Origin of the sequence: Streptococcus sp. HSISS3 (genome assembly GCF_000448605.1) — a bacterium.
Classification (GTDB): domain Bacteria; phylum Bacillota; class Bacilli; order Lactobacillales; family Streptococcaceae; genus Streptococcus; species Streptococcus raffinosi.
Genome location: NZ_CM002130.1, coordinates 330,389 through 349,769, shown reverse-complemented (window position 1 = coordinate 349,769; position 19,381 = coordinate 330,389). Strand labels below are relative to the sequence as shown.

14 protein-coding genes and 1 pseudogene are annotated in these 19,381 nt (G+C 33.6%); 3 read left to right on the top strand and 12 right to left on the bottom strand.

Features of this window, described 5'->3' with window-relative positions:
• Positions 1–18: 18 nt before the first annotated feature.
• The 4 genes from HSISS3_RS01750 to HSISS3_RS01735 all read right to left on the bottom strand — a co-directional run bounded on the left by HSISS3_RS01750 (position 19) and on the right by HSISS3_RS01735 (position 5,860).
• On the bottom strand, positions 19–2,847 hold the full coding sequence (locus tag HSISS3_RS01750) for a hypothetical protein (protein WP_240472094.1): 2,829 nt from the start codon (positions 2,845–2,847) through the stop codon (positions 19–21).
• Positions 2,848–3,068: 221 nt separating this feature from the next.
• Positions 3,069–3,557 (bottom strand): hypothetical protein, encoded by a 489-nt coding sequence (locus tag HSISS3_RS01745; RefSeq protein ID WP_042771718.1) that lies wholly within the window; start codon positions 3,555–3,557, stop codon positions 3,069–3,071.
• 74 nt (positions 3,558–3,631) lie between these two features.
• On the bottom strand, positions 3,632–4,963 hold the full coding sequence (locus tag HSISS3_RS01740; protein ID WP_021151495.1) for a hypothetical protein: 1,332 nt from the start codon (positions 4,961–4,963) through the stop codon (positions 3,632–3,634).
• Between the two features lie 141 nt (positions 4,964–5,104).
• Entirely contained in the window at positions 5,105–5,860 is a 756-nt protein-coding gene (locus HSISS3_RS01735; protein WP_021151494.1) for a class I SAM-dependent methyltransferase, read from the bottom strand.
• 411 nt (positions 5,861–6,271) lie between these two features.
• Here HSISS3_RS01735 and HSISS3_RS01730 point away from each other — a divergent pair, with 411 nt between their 5' ends.
• Positions 6,272–7,429 carry an IS110 family transposase gene (locus tag HSISS3_RS01730; protein WP_042771716.1) on the top strand — a complete coding sequence of 386 codons (1,158 nt, stop codon included), beginning with the start codon at positions 6,272–6,274 and terminating at the stop codon, positions 7,427–7,429.
• A 694-nt stretch (positions 7,430–8,123) separates the two neighbouring features.
• Here HSISS3_RS01730 and HSISS3_RS12070 read toward each other — a convergent pair.
• Positions 8,124–8,486, bottom strand: coding sequence for a hypothetical protein (locus tag HSISS3_RS12070; protein ID WP_042771714.1), 363 nt, complete (start codon positions 8,484–8,486; stop codon positions 8,124–8,126).
• Between the two features lie 363 nt (positions 8,487–8,849).
• Here HSISS3_RS12070 and HSISS3_RS01720 point away from each other — a divergent pair.
• Positions 8,850–9,592, top strand: a pseudogene (locus HSISS3_RS01720) (response regulator transcription factor).
• Between the two features lie 9 nt (positions 9,593–9,601).
• A complete protein-coding gene (locus HSISS3_RS01715; RefSeq protein WP_021151491.1) occupies positions 9,602–10,909 on the top strand; it encodes a sensor histidine kinase in 1,308 nt (435 codons plus the stop codon).
• Between the two features lie 238 nt (positions 10,910–11,147).
• On the opposite strand, the gene HSISS3_RS01710 is transcribed toward HSISS3_RS01715, so the two are convergent.
• The 7 genes from HSISS3_RS01710 to HSISS3_RS01680 all read right to left on the bottom strand — a co-directional run bounded on the left by HSISS3_RS01710 (position 11,148) and on the right by HSISS3_RS01680 (position 17,851).
• Entirely contained in the window at positions 11,148–11,714 is a 567-nt protein-coding gene (locus HSISS3_RS01710; RefSeq protein WP_021151490.1) for a hypothetical protein, read from the bottom strand.
• Between the two features lie 428 nt (positions 11,715–12,142).
• Positions 12,143–13,048, bottom strand: coding sequence for a DNA/RNA non-specific endonuclease (locus HSISS3_RS01705; RefSeq protein WP_021151489.1), 906 nt, complete (start codon positions 13,046–13,048; stop codon positions 12,143–12,145).
• A 118-nt stretch (positions 13,049–13,166) separates the two neighbouring features.
• Positions 13,167–14,150, bottom strand: a complete 984-nt coding sequence (locus HSISS3_RS01700; protein ID WP_021151488.1) for a tyrosine-type recombinase/integrase — start codon at positions 14,148–14,150, stop codon at positions 13,167–13,169.
• A gap of 190 nt (positions 14,151–14,340) precedes the next feature.
• On the bottom strand, positions 14,341–15,804 hold the full coding sequence (locus HSISS3_RS01695; protein ID WP_021151487.1) for a replication initiation protein: 1,464 nt from the start codon (positions 15,802–15,804) through the stop codon (positions 14,341–14,343).
• A gap of 709 nt (positions 15,805–16,513) precedes the next feature.
• Positions 16,514–16,720 carry a hypothetical protein gene (locus tag HSISS3_RS12160; protein ID WP_042771711.1) on the bottom strand — a complete coding sequence of 69 codons (207 nt, stop codon included), beginning with the start codon at positions 16,718–16,720 and terminating at the stop codon, positions 16,514–16,516.
• A gap of 2 nt (positions 16,721–16,722) precedes the next feature.
• Positions 16,723–17,037, bottom strand: coding sequence for a hypothetical protein (locus HSISS3_RS12155; RefSeq protein ID WP_021151485.1), 315 nt, complete (start codon positions 17,035–17,037; stop codon positions 16,723–16,725).
• The gene (locus tag HSISS3_RS01680; protein WP_021151484.1) at positions 17,021–17,851 is read right to left on the bottom strand and encodes a ParA family protein; all 831 of its coding nucleotides are present in this window, start codon (positions 17,849–17,851) and stop codon (positions 17,021–17,023) included. Before HSISS3_RS01680 ends, HSISS3_RS12155 begins: the two co-directional genes overlap by 17 nt.
• Between the last annotated feature and the right edge of the window lie 1,530 nt (positions 17,852–19,381).

The window sequence follows — 19,381 nt, the reverse complement described above, 5'->3', positions numbered from 1 at the left end:
CGTTGCTTTTTACGTTATCTAAAAACCTTCTTCTTCATCAATAGCCATTTGTTCTACATTACTTTTTAAAGTTTTAGTTGCTTTCTCACGTGCTACACGAGATAGCTCTTGAGCTAATTCAAACTCTTGATTAGGTGCTTGAATATTTTGAGTATCAACTGTTTCAGGTGTAGAGGATGGAGCTAGGATCACTCTTTGAGAGATTTCTTTATCCTTCAACTCAACGATATCATTTTTGCTTTTTACAGTTTGTTTTTCTTCAACAACTGGAGGGATTTCAGAGATATCGATCTCCTCTTTTTGCTCAGTATCCTCTGTCGACTCTTCTCTAATTGAAGTGTTTTCTCTATGTTCTGTCATACTTTCGTTGACTAAGATTGTTCTTTTACCTGATGGGGAATCATCCTTTTTACCAACCGTATCATTTACATTACTATCAACATTTGGCACTTTAACATCCATGATTGCTTGCCATTCTTCTTCAGTAAAATCACTTTCATAGAGGTGGCTTTCAGACTCTTTTTGAGCATAATATTCTATCACTTCTGCTCTCCACAACTTGTATGCTTTTGCAATTTCCGGTTCTTCCTCTCCAAGCCCATAAACCTTATTGAAAGGTGTATGTGAGACGAAAGAGTCCTTTGAAATATCCATTTCAAAATGCGGAGATGTTGTTAAATAAATCATATTTGAGACTTCATCATCACTGACGATAACACCACCAACTTGGAACTTCTCTAGGTTATTTGCATCTCTAGCAGTGAAGTTATCTTCTTCTACTACTTCCTCTGAAGTCGCACTTGAGTTACCTTGATTCCCTGCTAAGAGATCATCGTTTGCTGCACGTTTGGTTTCTTTAAGAGCATAATGTTTTCCTCCTGATCGTAGATTAATGAACTCTACAACCTTTGTTGAGGTTTGTTGGAAGGTAAAGGCATTACGATAAGACATCTTGATTGCATCGGCTCCAGATTCGCCAATAGAATCCCTAATTTGTTCGTCATGTTGATAAGCATGCATAACTGGAACATGGAACTTACGAGACTCATCTAGGAAATTACTATCATTACCTGGCATCAAATAACCATTCTTTTCATCTTCATAAAAAGCAAAGAATGGAGACTTATCTGGGAGACGTCTTTGAGCAGCATTTTGCATAACCAATGTTACCATCTGTGCTACCATTCGAGACTTTTCTTTACCAAGAACACCTTTAGCAGAATTGACCAAAATCATCCCACCCGTTTTTAAAACTATATCCAAATCCTTGGTGCTTTGAGAGAAAAATACACGACGGATTTCTGGTGAAGATGATAGGTCATCAATGACTGCTTTTAGACCAGATACATTAGCATCAAAGGTATAATAATATTCCTCTGTGTACGAATTTAATTGATGAGCATTGATGAAATAATCATAAGAGCTTTGGAGGTTTTCAAGTTTATTCCTTTCATCATTAAATGCGTTAATAGCTTCATGAACATTCTCTGGTCTAAGGATAGTATCAAAGAGTTGTTCGTGTTCACGATTGTACTCTGATTCCTCTAACCACTTTTCTTTTTCATGCTCTAAGAACGCTTCATGCTTTTTCAACGTTTCTTCAAAAAGCCTTTTCTTTCGATTGAGTAATTGTTCAAAAACAGCAATATAGGCTTCAATCCAATCGCTAGAACGTAACATATTTGAGAATTCAGTTAGTGTTGGAGACTTACCTTTTAACATATAGTTGATTGGTGCATCTGGGATCAACGCTACCTCTTTAATGACAGTAATGATATTATCAGTAAGTTGTCCTTCTTGGTTAAGGAAGAAAGAAGAACCAGTCCCTGTTGGATCACTAAATCGTTTAAATAGGTCTCGAACCGCCCCTTTTACCTGAGTAGTATCTCCATCTAAAATATTAATTGCACCAGTTCCTGGGTTAGTAGGATCTAGAGTCCAAATCATTTCGTCGGGGAAGCCCATCTTATGAGCATACTTAACAATTGTGCCATACATTGAACCCGATGGTTCGGTCATATAAATACCATTTGTAAGCTCTGCAGCATAACCATTGTTATACCACTGTTCCAACAATTCACGTCTTTTTTTCTTCCGTTCAAACTCTGTGCTAAAGAATTCTTCTTCCAGTTCTTCATCTACTTTCATCAAATACTTACGATAGGATAGTAGATAATATTTCATATTTTCCATATCCTGTAGCATTGCTGGAATCAGAATCGTTGCCGATTTACCAGTACCAATCAAACCAAAGATAATGGTATGATAAGTCCTCTCATTAGCATGTAAAATCACTTGCTCTCCAGTTTTAGAGTTAAGCCCCATAACCAAATTCGCTTGACCTTTTTCATCTTGATTATGAACGATATTACTTAATACACTGTCTTGGAAATAACGTCCACCAAGCCATTGCTCTACAAGTTTCTCGTAGGTTTTTTCAGCAATTCCAGTCGCATAACTATTATAAAAAATAAGACCAATTGCTCCAATCGGAGTCAACAATAATAAACTGTTGAACCAGTCCGCTCCTATTAAAGGTTTGAGGGTATGATAACTTAAAACAATACCTGTCTGACTTCCATTTGGTATTGACCAGGGCATATATTTGAGATAATTATCTGCCACATCATACATACGATTAATAAGGGATAAGATAAAATTATTGATTGTTAGTACATATAATCCAGAAGATATAAGTACTGCTGCTAGTGCTGCTCTTATAGCATACTTACCAATAATCTTCTTTCGTTCTGCTCGTTTCAAGGTATCATATTTTTCAAATAACACGAAAATTTGACGACTTGTAACATTACTGTGCCATACACCAATGTATAAAACTAAAGCCATATTAACGAACAAAAATATAAATAAAGATATAAATACCCAATTAGGTAAACGCCATCTAAAGATAAACATAATAATATTGAAAGCAAATAATCCAAAAGATATATGATATACCCAATCAATATATTTTCGCCAACAAAACAGTAAGATATCTATCGTTCGCTTACCATTTGTATAATAACGATTAAAAAATAATTTCAAGATCTTCCGCATAAAGCACCTCTCTAGTAAGCAAACATTCTTTTCAAGACTTCCATAAATACAACAATAGCAATCGGACTTATTACTCCAAGTCTAATGAATAGATTTCGTCGAGGTAAGCTTGTTGTTTTCTTACCTTCTGTAATTAACCATTGATAGTGATATATGTATCCTTGTATGAAACCATATGCAGGCAATATTCCAACTGCAAGAATTTCTATTAGGGTAAAGACTTCTACGAAGCTAATCATAGAGAAGTCACCACTATGTGTGCCTCCCTTTGATATCATTGCGAGTCCATAGATGATGAAAATAGGGATAAATGTAACGATATATAAGAATAAAATTGATTTTAAGGCAAAATTTACTCCCATAATTTGTTTCTCTGGATTATTGATAGATTTAGCATAACTCCACCTACCGATACCGATGAAGACCAAGGTAATAGGTAAGACATACCGAAAAAAGACTATCAGATAATAGACAATAGCATTGATATTATGATGGTTCATTGCCCCTCCTTGTTAAATTTTTCTGTTCCGAACGTAAACAAAAAGTTCCCATTTCAGAGGGAACTATATGCGACTCAACTAGTAAAAAATGTTGATAAGATTTTACTGTTCACACGATTTGGATAGAAACTATTGAAACGTGATTTGATACGAAACAGACATTTTTTCTCTTCCGTATTCTGTGAATTACTGCTCACTTCTTCAGTTTTTTTAGCCACTCGACGCCCCCTGCTATTTGCGTCTACCCAGCGATAATGAGCATCTTGAATAACAACTGAAATTTCATCTCCTTGCTTAAAAGGAACTCGATTTAAAGAACCTGAGTCCTTCATTTTAATTTTTATACCTGGAAAGTCAACCAACTCTACGGTATGTAGACTCTGTGGATCAAAACTGATAAATCGCACTTTAAACAATCGTCCTATGACTTTCTTATTATCAATCATCTCAATCAAAGCATCTTGAGGTGCTTCTTCGAGAACTTTCATATCTCCCTCGATACGAATATAGTCATGGATAATGTGACGTTCTCTTTGATTTGGACTTGGTTTTTGGGTATTGGCCCCAGTAATTTTAAATTCCACCCTATCAAAGACTGACACTACTTCGTCTAGGTTAACAAATGAAGAATCACACTCATAACTTACCCTATGTTTTGGAATGAATACCGTTTGTAATTTTTTGGTCATAACCATGATACCTGCATTACTACCATTGTTAATCACGGCAGATACAATACCTTCATGAGTACGTTCCAAGATGTTTTTTCTATCTCGATTACGTGAAGAGTTATCTTTACTCTTTTCAATTTGCTGAAGAAGTTGATAATTAGTTAACCACTCAGCTAACTCAATACTACCTTCAACAACATAGTTTGATGGGTTATTAATAGTTAATTTATAATTGTCGATAGTTTGGATATGAATTTCAGTTAATTTGCAAGGGAAAATACGCCCAACCATTTTAAAGAAGTCTTTTGGTTGGCGGAAGCCTGATTCTGTTTGTTTAATATAAACTGTTGTTCCAGCAAGTTCTCCATTCTGAACACGCCCTACTAACATATCGCAGAATGCGACACCTTCACCGATAGGGCGACCATTTCTATTTCTCGGAATAAACGGCTGTGTTTCAAGTACATTCTCTACCACAACTGATACAACCTTATTAGTTGCTTGTTCTAACAAATACTCATCTTCAGTATTTCCGAGATCAATATATGGGAGTGTATAGTTTCGAATGATATCTGAAACTTCTTCTGGAACACATTCGATTTCTGGTTGCTCAAACCATTGTTCTTGTTCATCTTTCCTATCTGCAACAACCAATGTTTTAAATTTTTGCTCCCCTAAACTAGCATAATGGACGTTTTCATAACCGTCCTCTCTTATAAGTTTAAGTGCTTTCATATTTTTCTCCTTTAATGTCTTTTTTTACATTAAAAGCATAACAAAAAAGGTCACTACCTGTAAGATAGTGACCCCCCCTTGACTTTTGTTAATTCATTGCGATTAGAATTTCCTCTTGACTTTTTATATAGAATGTCTCCTTTATTTAGTGCTAACGACTGCAATGTAACGTAAATCCTTGCCAATTTTATTGAAAAAACTATACATTTTCGTAAATTGGGAACGATTTTCTTTTTGTAAGCCTCGGTATAGAATCTGACAAGTTTTTAAGAATCCTTCATCACGAATCATCCCTGACAATGACATCAAAGTCATGTTTCCATAGGTTGCTTCAACACTTGAAAAGCCGATTGCCTGAAAAAGTTCTTGCCAATGATTAACATGTAAAGGTTCAACATTAGCATTAATCGTTTGGCTTAACTGATGTAATTTTGCTTCTGCTTTATCAGAAACATAGGAAACATCATGTGTTAAAAGGCGTCCGCCTGGTTTCAAAACTCGTAGATATTCCTTAATCGCTTTTGCTTTGGCTTCTCCGCGAAGCATGGTTAACATCGCCTCATTAATGACAATATCAAATGAATTATCAGGGAATGGGAGCTTTAGTGCATTTCCTTGCTGAACGTGGATATGATTCTCAAGTCCTGCATTAGCAATGTTAACACGCGCTTTTTCCAGCGCCTTACTATCCATATCAACACCAATAATTTGACAACCATAAGTTTGTGCCAATTCAATTGATGTGGTACACATATTGCAGGCGACCTCTAAAACCTTACTGTCTTTGGAAAAATTTCCCTGTTCAACCAACCAATTAGTAGCTTTTACGCCTCCTGGGCGCAAGCGTGTTTTTCCTAACCTAGCCAAAAAATGATGTCCGATTTCTTTTTTAGCCATATCTATGTCTCCTTTCGGATGTAAAGCTTATCTTTATAGCGACTAATCGCTATAAACCTTATTTTAGCATAAATTTTGATTCTCTTGTAAAAACATAAAAAACCAGAACCTCGGTTCTGGTTAACTTGTATTACAAGTTTTTCTTATATTTATATTAGTGGGTAGCTCCCGCTAGTATAAACCCTTTCTTTAATTATTTTTTAGATTTGTTTTATACTTCGTTCAGCGCTGTGGATTAGTACCATGTTTTAATCGCTTTGACGATTTAAAGGAGACTCTAACCACAGCTCTTTGTTTTATTGGTAATGAGAATGATAACGCTTGGACGTTTTATTTCGTGTAAGAATACAAGGCAAAGAGTGCGTGGAACGAACAACAGCTGCTAATCACTTGGAAAGGAATCAGAAACTTATGTTCTATGTTGGTATTGATATCGCCAAAACCAAACACGATTTAGCTTGTATGGATGAAACTGGAGAAACAGTAATCACTAACTTTAGATTTGCCAATTCTTATCAAGGTTTTCATCAGCTGAAAATAAAGCTAGAACAGCTATCTCCTATCACACAAGATGTCCAGATTGCACTTGAAAGTACAGGGCACTATAATTACAATATTGTCGCTTTCTTAAGAGAGATAGGCTACAACGTGTTTGCTTACAACCCTTTTATTATTAAGCAATTTGCCAAATCACAATCCCTTAGAAAAACTAAGACAGATACGAAATACACTTTATTAATCGCTCGTAAGCTACGCTCTGACGTCACTCCTGATTATTATCAGACAGATAAAGTAATGGATGAATTAAAAGAACTCACACGCTATCAAAATCGCTTAATTCAGTCCCGCTCTAAATGCAAGAACTTATATATCCGATTACTTGACATTATCTTTCCTGAGATTAATAGCTACGTTAGTAATCTTCATAGTCATTTTGTCTATGAGTTATTGACTAAGTACCCTTCTGCTCAAAAGATAGCTCGTGCTAGAGTCTCATCGTTACTTAAAATCAAACGGCTAACCGCTGATAAAGCTCATCAGATACAAGAGATAGCCAAACAAACTATTGGTAATACTTCTACCGTGTTATCCTTAGAATTAGTGCAATTAATTGAAAGCATTAAACACTACGATAAGCAAATTAACCAAGTCCAAGAAGAAATTAACCTCTTGATGATTGAGTTGAACTCTCCTATTACTTCTATTCCTGGAATTGGAAGTCGCCTTGGTGCAATTATTCTAGCTGAAATGAAGACTATTCATAATTTCAGAAATCCAAATCAGCTTCAAGCCTTTTCAGGTTTAGACCCTGCCATTTACCAATCAGGACAGATGGATAATACCGGTCATATGGTAAAACGAGGTTCCTCTTATCTAAGGTATGCCCTAATACAAGCTGCCAAGCTCATCTCGATTTACTCACCTCATTTTAAAGCCTATTTAAAGCTAAAAATCAGTCAAGGAAAACACTATAATGTAGCTGTGACACTTGTTGCCAAGAAGCTTATTCGTGTCATTTATCATCTCCTCAAAACCAATCAAACCTTTGATGAGGCTAAACTAAGATAAAAATACAGAAATCAAGAATGATTTTTAAAACTTGCTCCAGGGCAAGATTTTTTGCGTGTCTAAAATTAAGCTTTTAGACTAAAAGGTGTAAAATAATAAGTCCATCCTCCAGACGATTGAGTAACTTGCATTCAAGTTTATCGCAGTGGTGTTTTTTATTTTTTAGAATTTCCTCTTGACTTTTTATATAGAATGTCTCCTTTAATGTCTTTTTTGACATTAAAAGCATAACAAAAAAGGTCACTACCTGTAAGATAGTGACCCCCCTTGACTTTTGTTAATTCATTGCGATAAGAAGCCCGACACACAACACTACAATTGGTGTAATTAAGGCGAAAATTGAAAAGATTTTCTTGGCGATACCAATGGTAACATATAAGAAACTCGCTAATGTTAGTAATAGAACCAAGATCATAAACATAATTCTCACCCTTTCTTCTGGCTCTGTTTTAATTATTATTATATAGATTTTTGATATCAATGCAAGGCTAGAGAGCAACAAATGTAAAGATAACTGATTATAAACTACTTTTTCCCTTTGGAATAATACTTCGCTTGGGTGGTAAACCCAATCTAATATAATACTTTAGAGGGACTTTGGGATACATCACTAAAAACTTTTAAGAACTACTAGTGCAGCCCTGAGGTTTTCAAAAGACAATAAAACTCCAACACTGATTAATGTACAGGTAGGTTAGTGCACCTTTTCGATATTAAAAAAGTAATCTAGATATCCACTAATGACATTAGTAAATCCTGCTAATGACTTTTTTATATCAATAACACCTAAGAGTTCGAGATGTTCATTGAATATTCTTTTATAATCAATGTTTGGTATCAATAAAATAATTTGTGCACTAACGTTACACCGCCTAATTTTTTTGACTTTTTTCCCATAGTTACATCCATGTGTAAGTGTGATAAAATATAGACAATTGGTTGCTGTAGTAATTCTTAATGAATTAAATTGATTACTAATTTTAACTTTCAACTTATATTTTTTTATATACCTTTTTACAGTAATCAACAACCAAAAGTGCTTTACAATATTTAGCATGCTTCTCCTCCAATTTCTATTCCTATTATAGCTTGGTTATATCGTTTAATTAGTCGAATATCGTAAACGGTTCATTTATTGTCATCTACGATAAAAATATAGCGATGATGATTGTTTCTAGACTATTTACGACTTATCGGTTTTATTACTCCAATCACTACTTATACAATATTAACTTGGAGAAGAAATATGGATTTTTATTTAGATGCCATAGAAATGCATTAATTACCCCTAAATAATATCATTCTTATCTAAAACAACAAGTCATATAATTTTTAATTTTGGAAAAGATCTCAATGTCTTTTGTTTTAGGATAAGGAAGATACAGTTACTAAATATTTTAGCGAATGAGGAGTACACTAATTGTTAAATATTTTTATTTTAGAAGACGAATTTTTACAACAAACACGAATAGAGACTGTTATTAAGGATGTTATTTCAAAAAATCTCTAAAATGTAAAGGACCTGAGATTTTTGGAAAACCTAGCCAGCTACTTGATGCGATTACCGAAAGAGGTTCTCATCAACTTTTCTTTTTAGATATTGAAATTAAAGGAGAAGAAAAAAAGGGGCTAGACATTGCAAAAGAAATTCGGAAAAAAGACCCTAATGCAACAATTGTTTTTGTAACAACACATTCAGAATTTATGCCAGTCACTTTTAAATATAGAGTTGCTGCACTAGATTTTATTGATAAAGCTTTGGATGATGAAGAGTTTTATGAACGTGTTCTTTTAGCAATTGAATATACCATGGATAAAATGGGTGCCACTATTGCCCAAGATTCATTTACTTTTGAAACAGCTACGGCTCAAGTTCAAGTTCCTTTTAACAATATTTTATTTTTTGAAACATCTCCAACAATACATAAAGTTATTTTGCATACTAAAGAAGAACGCATGGAGTTCTACGCCAGTATTTCAGAAGTTGAACGAGCTGATGACCGCCTATTTCGATGCCATCGTTCATTTATCGTTAATCCTGAAAATATCGTTAGGATCAATAAAGAAGATAAAATGGTAATGTTTGAAAATAATAATGAATGTCCCATTTCGCGTACGAAATATAAGGGCCTCCTAGAAAAAGTTAAATCTCTGAAAAGCTAAGGTGTTTCTATGGATATAGTTATAAATTTATTGCTGTTCTATTCTAAGATGTTAGTAGCATTGTTACTGTTTCAACAGGTTAGTAACCAACCAATCAAACCTTTGTGGTGTATTATTGGTCCATTTTTGTATGTTCTACTCCTCATCATATGTCCTCCTGTTGGGTACTTTACTTTCTTTTTTACCTTTATTGCTTATAACATATATCAAAATAAGTATGGTAGTAAAACACTTGATATTTTTTATGGCTTGTACCCCGTTATCGTTGAAAGCTTGCTAGGTAGAATGTTAGCATTCTACGTTTTCCCTCTACTAGGAGTCTCTGTCTTCAATGAAGTCAAACTAAGTTGGTATGATATCTTAATTGAATTACTGGTTTTCCCTCTTCATTTACTCATAGTAAAATCTCTTAGGTTAGATTTTAACGAAATAAAAGAAGGTTTCAAGCGTTACTATTTCAAGTATTTATTGTTACTGATCAACATCTCTATGTTTGTATATATGCTCTTAGTTTCTATACTTGTTATTTATAGAGACAAATTAGCTGATGCAGATAATTGGAGAGGACATATTAATAACTTTTATATTGTTCTGTTTTTTGTAATGCTACTCTATCTCAATGCAATTTCAAAAGAAAAACTAGAGAAGGAAATAATTGATCAAAAAGATACTCAATTAAATGAACTATCTATTTACAGCCATCATGTTGAATCACTTTATGAGGAAATTAGAAGTTTCCGTCATGACTACATTAATATTTTGACCAGTCTAAAATTAGGAATTGATAATCAAGATATTGAAGCTATTAAAACTGTATACAATGGTGTACTTAGAGATAGTGCAAACCAATTCTATGATAGTAAGTTTGATATTGCTAAACTTAGTAATATTAAGAATGATGCTATCAAAAGTATTCTTTCCGCTAAATTACTTGAGGCACAAAATAGGGGAATTTCAATTTCTGTTGAGATTGACGAACCTGTTAGTAATTTTAGGATAGAATTACTAGATTTCATAACTGTTCTTTCTGTCCTTTGTGATAATGCCATTGAAGCCACCATTAAAGCCACAAGTCCTAGAATGACTGTTGTTTTCATAAACAATGATGATTCATTGGTACTTATCGTTGAAAATAGTATAAAATCAGAAAAAGTGGATGTTAGTCATATTTTTGCTAGGGGGTACTCTAGTAAAGGGGAAGGAAGAGGCCTTGGGTTACATAATGTAAATAGCGTATTGGAAAAATACCCTAAATCTACGATTACCACTCGTAGTGCAAATCATCTCTTTTCTCAAACTATCAGATTTTGTGAATAAGTGTCGGCTTTTAACTTTAACCTCTTTAATCGACTTAGGTTTTGCCGTTGAATAGTCTGTTTCTAGTATTTTTTGCTACATAGCTTAATAATTTTTGGGACCACTAGCTGTGCTAGTGGTTTTCGTAGGACCCAAAAAGACAGTAACTTCAGAATAGTTACTGTCTTTTTTATTTCATGTTTATCTTAAAGCCTTGATAGACTTGAAAAGTGGTTTATAAAGACTTCTTAATACTTTATCAATGCCCTACATCTGAATATGAAATATAATAACGTTGCCCATCTTTGACAAAACTATACCAGTTTCCATCAGGTAAAATTTCATATTTATCCCAATCAACATCACCTGCAGGCATTTTAGAAACAACCCCACTGTCTTTATCTGGTGCAGCATATACAGGGGTTTCCTCATCAAGTGTCAATGTTCCAGAAGTAGCTGTCCAAGCACCTCGACCACCTTCAACTCCCCCAACTTGAGAAGCTGGTGTTGTTGCTTCAGCCACTTGCCCAGCATCTGTAGTGCCTGCTTGAGCTTGTTCTTGAGAGGAAGCTTTAGGCGCTACTGCTGAAGCCTGATTGTCATTTTCTTCATTTGAAACTGCTGAAGTTGATGATTGGACTGATTTCTTATCCTTCTTAACAGCTTTACTTGAGCTTGAAGATGATTTCTTAACCGTCTTGGCTGGGCTACTACTTGTGCTAACACGCGCTGACTCATGACTATTAAACTTAGTCACTAAGAAGATAGCGAGGATAACTACAATAATAGCTGATAGGATACCAATGAGTTTAGTTGTTGTTTTCATGATTGACGTTCCTTTTCTTATGATTTACAAGATTAGTATAATATAAAGACAACTAAAGTTTCATTGAAGTCATAAACTGTAGTTTTTTCGTCATAAAAGGACAACATTTTCTATTTTTAGCGTCTGTTTTAAATGATAGTCTTTAAATCGTATTGACAAAGAACAATTAGGATACCTCCCTAAACTCTCTCGAACAGCGGACAAACCTATATCATGTCGATCCCCTTTGCTTTAGTAACTGAGTTTAAAGATATGGAGTACATTGATAGATTCTACTGCTCTCCAAACCAGATTCAATAGTATTATCCCTTTAAATTAGAATAAAAATTCTCCATTATATCAACAAAAAAGAGGCTATACCCCCCCTTTTTGTTGTTCAAACGCTTACGCTGATTCTTATTTTAGCATAAAACATTCTATAGTCAATGTTAGTAATTACTTGTGGCTGTACCATCTAAATAGTTAATGTTAGCATTCTTTGAAACGTTCTGAAGTGTGACCGAACTCACATTTCCATCACTTGTTGCTAATCCTTCTTCTGATAGTTCAACTCCATACTGTGAACCATTTTCATCAAAGGACGTCCAGTAAAGCGTTACAGTCCTAGGTACTAACTCATTGTCAGTATAGTTTGCAACAACACAATAATCTAAGTACATATTTGGGTTTTTCTTCAACCATTTGGCTAGTGCATTTTCGTAGTATAGCATACCGTTTGGATTATTAGCATCCGTTTTACTATCAGACATCGTTCCTGCATTCAAATAGCGTGTCATAGGTACTAGATTTTTTATTTCAGAATTCAATCCAGAAAACTGATAACCAATAAGATGGCCACGATTCATCAGATAAGCTTTTTTGACTTTTCCGTGCTCATCTTCATACTTAAAACGATAGTTATGCCAACCGACTGGATCAACATTTATTTTACTTTCCCTATCATCTTGTGGTTTGTCCGAATACTTTAGTCTGATGTGCCCATATGTTGCTCTACCAAGACTATCCAAATCTCCATTGACCATTAGCTTATGGTTTTCAAAAGGCAATGGACTATAGCTAAAAGCATCAGACTTTCCACCACTTGTTTTAGAAGAACTGTTTCCTGTTTCCGAAGATTCTGACTTGGGAAAAAATTTCCCAAATAATTTTCCGACATCACTTGAATTGGCATGCTCTCCTTTACTAATAACATTAAAGCCACTAGATAAAATACCAGGTACATTAATTCCTTGGGACATACCATATCCAGCTATACAAAACATAACAACAATAGCTATCGGTATCCAAATCAGACTGCCAAGACAACCTCTTTTTTCATTGTTTTTTCTAAGCATAAGACCTCCTTAATTCTCTATAAATTCATTATAGACTTAGGAGTCACTATTCGTAACCCAGTGACATAAAAAAGGCCTTAAGTAGCCTTTTGACTAATCTTGAGACAAGTTCACACGTTCAATCAATAAATCTTATAAGGTGATTCTTATCTAAACTATATCCTTGTATTTCAGCAACTTTCTTAATATCTCCTGTTTCTTTATAAACCATAGAGGCATGGCTGTCTTTTAAAATGCTAGGAGTGATTACCTTACCATAAGCACGTCCAATGTTCTTTGCCAAATGACCTATTGTATTTCTCCCCATAGGCTTTTTCAACATGGTTAAAAATAATGACGGTATAGAAGGGTCTAAGTCCCAGCGTCCACGTCGTTCCTTAACAAATGGAGCTATATAAGGAATTGTGAAAGGAAGAAAACGGATAAATTGTTTCTCATTGTTCCTAACAACCCAAATTCCTTTTTTTCGCATGTCAATATCCCTTACTGTCAAGTTAACAACTTCTTGAGTACTTGCTCCAGTACCAATTATGATCGCAAATATAGCAATATTTCGCTCTTTCTCCTTTTCCCAATTATCAGCCTTTTTCTGAGTTGGTAGAGTTGTAACATAACTGTTTGCCATGAAATCAAGTAGCCCTTCAAGCTCTTGCTGCGTATACAAAATAGTCTTTTTCTTTGATTCGGAATATATTATGTTGTGGTAACTCTCTTTATAAACAATCTTCCATTCATTAAACACGTTACGATAAAATAACGGCATTCCTCTCTCAATTGTAAAGGAGGTATTCGTAAGATAATTCCAAAATGCTGCTAAAGTATAGAGAATAAATCTTTTTCCTGCTGGTTTCAGACGTAAATTTGCCAAATAATTTTGAACAAATTCTCGTGGTAATTTTTCTAAGTCTGTCAATGATAGGGAGATACCCTCTTTATCAATCGTAATTGCATAGCTATTTAAAAATTTCTGGATTACTGACAAACGTTCAACCATTTTGGGAGAAGGCTCTTCGACATCTACTTGAAGGTAAGATATATACTCATCTATAATATCTGGTAATTGCCTTCTGAGTGCTAGATATTTATCTTTCTGTTTTGACATAATTCTCCTCCTCTCAATAATGATAGCAATTAACTACAGGTTTACCACTTATATTTTTAAACCTATTATATCATACAAGATTGCATGTTGATTTTAGATTTAACTAGTATAAAAAATCTCTAAAACAAAATAGCGATACATCGTGTATCGCTATTATATATATAATATATTTTCAAAAACATATCTGAAGTTATACTTTAAAATAATCAAGTATCTCAGTCAAAAGTTGTTCTCTTGTCTCTTCAAAATGACTATCAGACAGTGACTCTAAACCTTTATCTTTAAGTTCCCACAGCTTTTCTTGCAACAGTTTATCTGCTAAATGTTTAATATCCGCCTTATTCTCTTCGTCAGGCGTCTTTGAGAGTTCTATTTTAATTGCTGCTTTAACTGCTACTACTATTAGTCCTAAACGGTCTTTGTCATTCGTTCCATTTTCATAGTTTGGCTCAGACCAGTCTGGAACATTTGAAGGACGATTATCCTTATTAGTTGGATGACTATCTCTCAAATCTGAAAGTTTTGTGTACCCTGCTACTTCCCATTTATTGAGCAACGTTCTTGTCCAACCGAAAGTACGGTTTGCATCACTTCCTGTTCTTTCCAACGCCTCAATAACTAGTTCATGGTCCATTGTTTCAAGCCAACGTTTGAGTTGATTTTTATTATTGTAGTTGTCAGCTTTGCTCCCTTTAGGAAAAACAGTGTAGAATTTCTCCATCACGATAGCCATCTTACGTTTGAAGTCTAACTCCTTCTTCTTCTCAAAGGTAATGACTTTATCGTTTGTTGCAACAATACGTCTCAAATCGTCATCGAACGGTTTAAACCTAAATATATAGTGGGTAATTGATTTTCCTTTTTTGATTCGCTCTACTGTTAAATCCTGTATGACAGGAAGCCCATGCTCATCAACTAATAGCGTATTGATTTCATCCAACGCTTGCTGCAGCTTAGTACCTTTCGAACGAAGTAAACTTGGACTATCCAAAATCAAAACTTCTTGCTCCAGTTCTTCAGCTGTATCTTTTACAAAGCCTGTTTTACGCCAGTCTGCTAAATGTCTAAATAATCGTTTAGAATACTTACTCTTCAATAGGTTATGGTAATCACGTCCATACTGAATGTACTTAGCTTTTTTACCCCACTCTGGGTTATTGAAAAGGTCCTTAACTGTACGCTTGACCGCTACTTTTACTTTTAATCCATCTTCTGTAGTTACTTCATCATATTCAGTATATTCCGCATCAGACAAGTGGATTTTAATCAGTTTATTTTCGTGGTCTACTCTAAAGGTCTTGAACAGTGGGATGGAGGTATAAGAGACTACCTTACCATCGACAACCTTTTCGGGATGTCGATATACAATTTTAGTCATTCTTTCCTCTAGTTCCTCAACTGTAGTTTCAAATCGCTTACCAGTCCTAGGAACAATTTTTTGTTCCCTAGAACTGTAAAATGTATTTCCTGCTAGCATTGCCAGACTCGAATAAGAAAAGATTGCTGCTTCGTTTTCGTCATAAACATCTCGCAACTCACCAAATATAGAATAAATCATGTTTTCTTGAAGAGGTGAAAGGTCTCCCAGCTGAAACATTTGGGTGAACTTATTATCATATTTGATGATTTCTCTGAACTCTCTATTCTCTACCAAATGCTTCTACCTCTCTTAGTTCATTCATCATACATTTTGGTCGTATTTTAAATAAAAGTAATTATTTTACTACAAGCTAATTACTCACTGCAATATGTGACAGGGTATAAATATATTAATTTACAACCCTTTTGTATGACATTATATCACTAATATTCTGATTTTCATAGTATTTTTTAAAATTTACAACCCTTTTGTAGGATATACATACAATTTTATATGACATACATGCATTTTTGTAGACTTAACATACAACTTTATAGGACATACCTACCAATTTGTAGGATACACCTGCAATCTTATATGACATACATACATTTTTGTAGACTTAACATGCAACTTTGTGTGTCTTTCATGCAAAATTATATGATATACCTACCAATTTGTAGGATATACATACACTTTTATATGATAAAGGTAGGCTTAGCTCAATAATAGCAAGGGTTTCAGGAGTTCTACTACTTAAACTATAATTAACTACTTAGTTACTATTATTAACCACTTAATACTACTTAATACTATTTAAACTATTATTACTAAAACAAAATTAATAATACTAAGCTTTAGAACATCACTATTTTCTCTCTTAATTATATTCTAAAATACAACAAAACAAAAAGTGTAGTAATTACCTACACTTTTGTATGCAAAAAAAGATTTCAATACGAGTTACCTACATTTTTGTATGATAACTACATGTTAAACTTAATTACTTAAAACTCAACTCAGTTTCTACCAATGTATTAAACAACTCCTTTTGTTCTTCATCTAGAAGTTGGTACATCTGATCTAACATTTCAGTGAATAACTTATCAGATCCTCCGCGTTTAGGATAATTGCCATTTTCTCCTTTGAGGTCTTTTTTATTTAAAACAGCTCTTAATGCACTAAAACGAGACATTGATAATTGTGTCATATTTAGATTTGAACGCACTTTTTCTTCCGGAGTTTTTGCTGGTTCAAGTTTAGTTGGAATTTTGTTTTTTCTTTTTTCTGAGTAACAATGTTTACTTTTTTTGGAGAAACAGCAGCTTTTTTGGGTTCTACACTTGCTTCAGTTAGATAGGTAATATCATGCTTCTCCTTGAGTTTATCAATTACTACTTCTTCAATCTCTTTCCCTTTAAAAAAACGGTCAAATACTTCTTTAGCTGTTGTGCGATCATTTGATTCAACAGCTGTTAAAAGGTTATTATAATTTCTTTGTTGGATAGTATTAAGCTTTTTCGCCATTGTGTTCTCCAATCGTCTTAATTAGTTCATTCATAACATTTGTGATTTGTTTTTGAGGGATGCTATAGCCACTATTTGTAAAAACATTTGCTTGATTAGCAATCATATCTTTGTATTGTTTATTATTAAATAAGTATTGCTCAAAAACTTTAGTATTATGTTCTTCCGCAATTTTCTCAAGAGTTGTTACTGCTTCTCTTGCTTTGACTTGTTTAATTGATTTTTTACTAAAGCCGGGCCCTTTATCAACCTGAGTTATAACGATTCCAGCAATAACAATATCAATTCCAAAGAAAGAAAATCCTTCTTGAACAGCTTCAATATCTTCGATTGTATCTTTTACACCTTCAATACCAAACTTATCAGGTGTAGTAGGAATAAGAACATAAACTTTCGAATTTGTAAAAAGGGTACTTGTTGTAGAAACACCAAAGAACGGAGGTGTATCAAAGAGTACAAAATCGTAGTAATCATTGATATCTTGAACTACGTTCCTTAAACGAAAATCCCTATCTTTTAGTCCTGAAGCTTCACTCTCCCAGTTCTTCATCAGCTTACTACCTGGAAGCAGATCATATCCGTCAACCGGGACAATAGCATCAGCTACTTCTACTTCTTTTTTTAGTACAGAATAAATCCCTTCTTGTTCGTCTTCGTTCACTCCTGCTGCCGTAGTTAGATTGCACTGACCATCTAGATCACCTGCACACGTTTTATATCCAGCATTTCCTAGAGCTTGAGCCAATAATAAACTTAATGTTGTTTTGGCTGCTCCTCCTTTTTCATCCATCACTACGATTGTATTTGCAACCATATCTACTCCTTTCAATCCGATATGTACGATACACTATGTATAACAATGCGATACATATTTAACTACTTAAAGTATACCATATAGAAATTCAATAGCAAGTACTGTGTAAGATATATCGTAAACAATACATGATACACTATGTATAGTATATAAAAATAATGTTTCCTAACAAGGTTATCACGCATTAGCTAATACATAGTGTATCGTTTACTATATACTATTCAAAAGCATAACATATTACTGAGTATCAAACCACAACAAAAGTTATACCCGATACACTATATATTATGTAAAAAAGATAATGTATAATAGAGGATGTATCTTACAGATATATATTATACATACTGTATTGATATATAGTGTATAGTATTATGTTCGAGTTCTAACTCAAACATAATACCATTTGCTCACTACACTATACATAGCATTACTATATATAAATGACTAACAAAACAAATTGCAATTTTTTAATCGTATATTATAAACGATGTAGAGTATATAGACAAACAATGTAATGCAAAGCATTATATCGTATATCTTTTATAAAATACTTCTGGAAATAAAGAAAATTAACGCACATCACCATACACGATACATTATATACTATATAAAATATAAGAATGTACTCTAGACGACGTATTTATTCCATATATAATATACATAATGTATCGATATATAGTGTATATCACTATATTCGACTTTCTACTCAAATATTACACACTACACTATACATAACCTCACTATATATAGTGTAGTGCAAAGAAAGAAAAACTTTGTAGTATGCTATAGACGATGTAAGATATATCGTTAAGTAATGTACTGCTAGGTATTATATCGTATATTCTTTATTCATTCATTTAATATAATAAATAAGAACAGTTCTATCACAAGACGATACCTAATACATTATGTAATGTGAATAATGTATAGTTTCTTTATTTATCGTATATAGTAGATAATATACGATGCATATTGAACGATACATTAAAGAACTATATATGATTATATTCTTATTGGTTAATAAGTTATATTTAAAATTAGTATAAAGAGTGTTCTAGATTATTTACGATACAAGATACATAGTTTATCAATGTATCTTGTATTTCTTTTTTCATGACGACTGATTCTTCGCTTATTACTATTGGTGGACTATACATAATGTGTTGTAAACTATAGACTATGTATAGTATATAATACAATGAAGAGTAGTATATATGGTTATAATTCGAATAACGATAAACTTGTAATGTTAGTTGCTCTTTGCTATACTAAAGACATAAATTGTTTAATTTATATTTTTTCCACCACCTCAAACGGTGAACCTTTGGTCACGTGACTAAAGAAAATAGAAGCATGGAGGAGGAGATGCTATTTCTGGTTCTGTCCCAGCAATAGGTATCCCATGTTTGATTGGGTTAAAAGGGAGCGTACTCGCTTTTAGCTATCAGTTAAGCCATCAGACAGAAGAAGGGGCTTGACGCTTACAACAGGTACGAGATAATTTGCCTTTAATTTTTTGAAAGGCTACAA

Coding starts and splice junctions, on each gene's coding strand:
- HSISS3_RS01750 (WP_240472094.1), bottom strand. CDS start 2,847: ATGGCTTTAGTTTTATACATTGGTGTATGGCACAGTAATGTTACAAGT.
- HSISS3_RS01745 (WP_042771718.1), bottom strand. CDS start 3,557: ATGAACCATCATAATATCAATGCTATTGTCTATTATCTGATAGTCTTT.
- HSISS3_RS01740 (WP_021151495.1), bottom strand. CDS start 4,963: ATGAAAGCACTTAAACTTATAAGAGAGGACGGTTATGAAAACGTCCAT.
- HSISS3_RS01735 (WP_021151494.1), bottom strand. CDS start 5,860: ATGGCTAAAAAAGAAATCGGACATCATTTTTTGGCTAGGTTAGGAAAA.
- HSISS3_RS01730 (WP_042771716.1), top strand. CDS start 6,272: ATGTTCTATGTTGGTATTGATATCGCCAAAACCAAACACGATTTAGCT.
- HSISS3_RS12070 (WP_042771714.1), bottom strand. CDS start 8,486: ATGCTAAATATTGTAAAGCACTTTTGGTTGTTGATTACTGTAAAAAGG.
- HSISS3_RS01715 (WP_021151491.1), top strand. CDS start 9,602: ATGGATATAGTTATAAATTTATTGCTGTTCTATTCTAAGATGTTAGTA.
- HSISS3_RS01710 (WP_021151490.1), bottom strand. CDS start 11,714: ATGAAAACAACAACTAAACTCATTGGTATCCTATCAGCTATTATTGTA.
- HSISS3_RS01705 (WP_021151489.1), bottom strand. CDS start 13,048: ATGCTTAGAAAAAACAATGAAAAAAGAGGTTGTCTTGGCAGTCTGATT.
- HSISS3_RS01700 (WP_021151488.1), bottom strand. CDS start 14,150: ATGTCAAAACAGAAAGATAAATATCTAGCACTCAGAAGGCAATTACCA.
- HSISS3_RS12160 (WP_042771711.1), bottom strand. CDS start 16,720: ATGACACAATTATCAATGTCTCGTTTTAGTGCATTAAGAGCTGTTTTA.
- HSISS3_RS12155 (WP_021151485.1), bottom strand. CDS start 17,037: ATGGCGAAAAAGCTTAATACTATCCAACAAAGAAATTATAATAACCTT.
- HSISS3_RS01680 (WP_021151484.1), bottom strand. CDS start 17,851: ATGGTTGCAAATACAATCGTAGTGATGGATGAAAAAGGAGGAGCAGCC.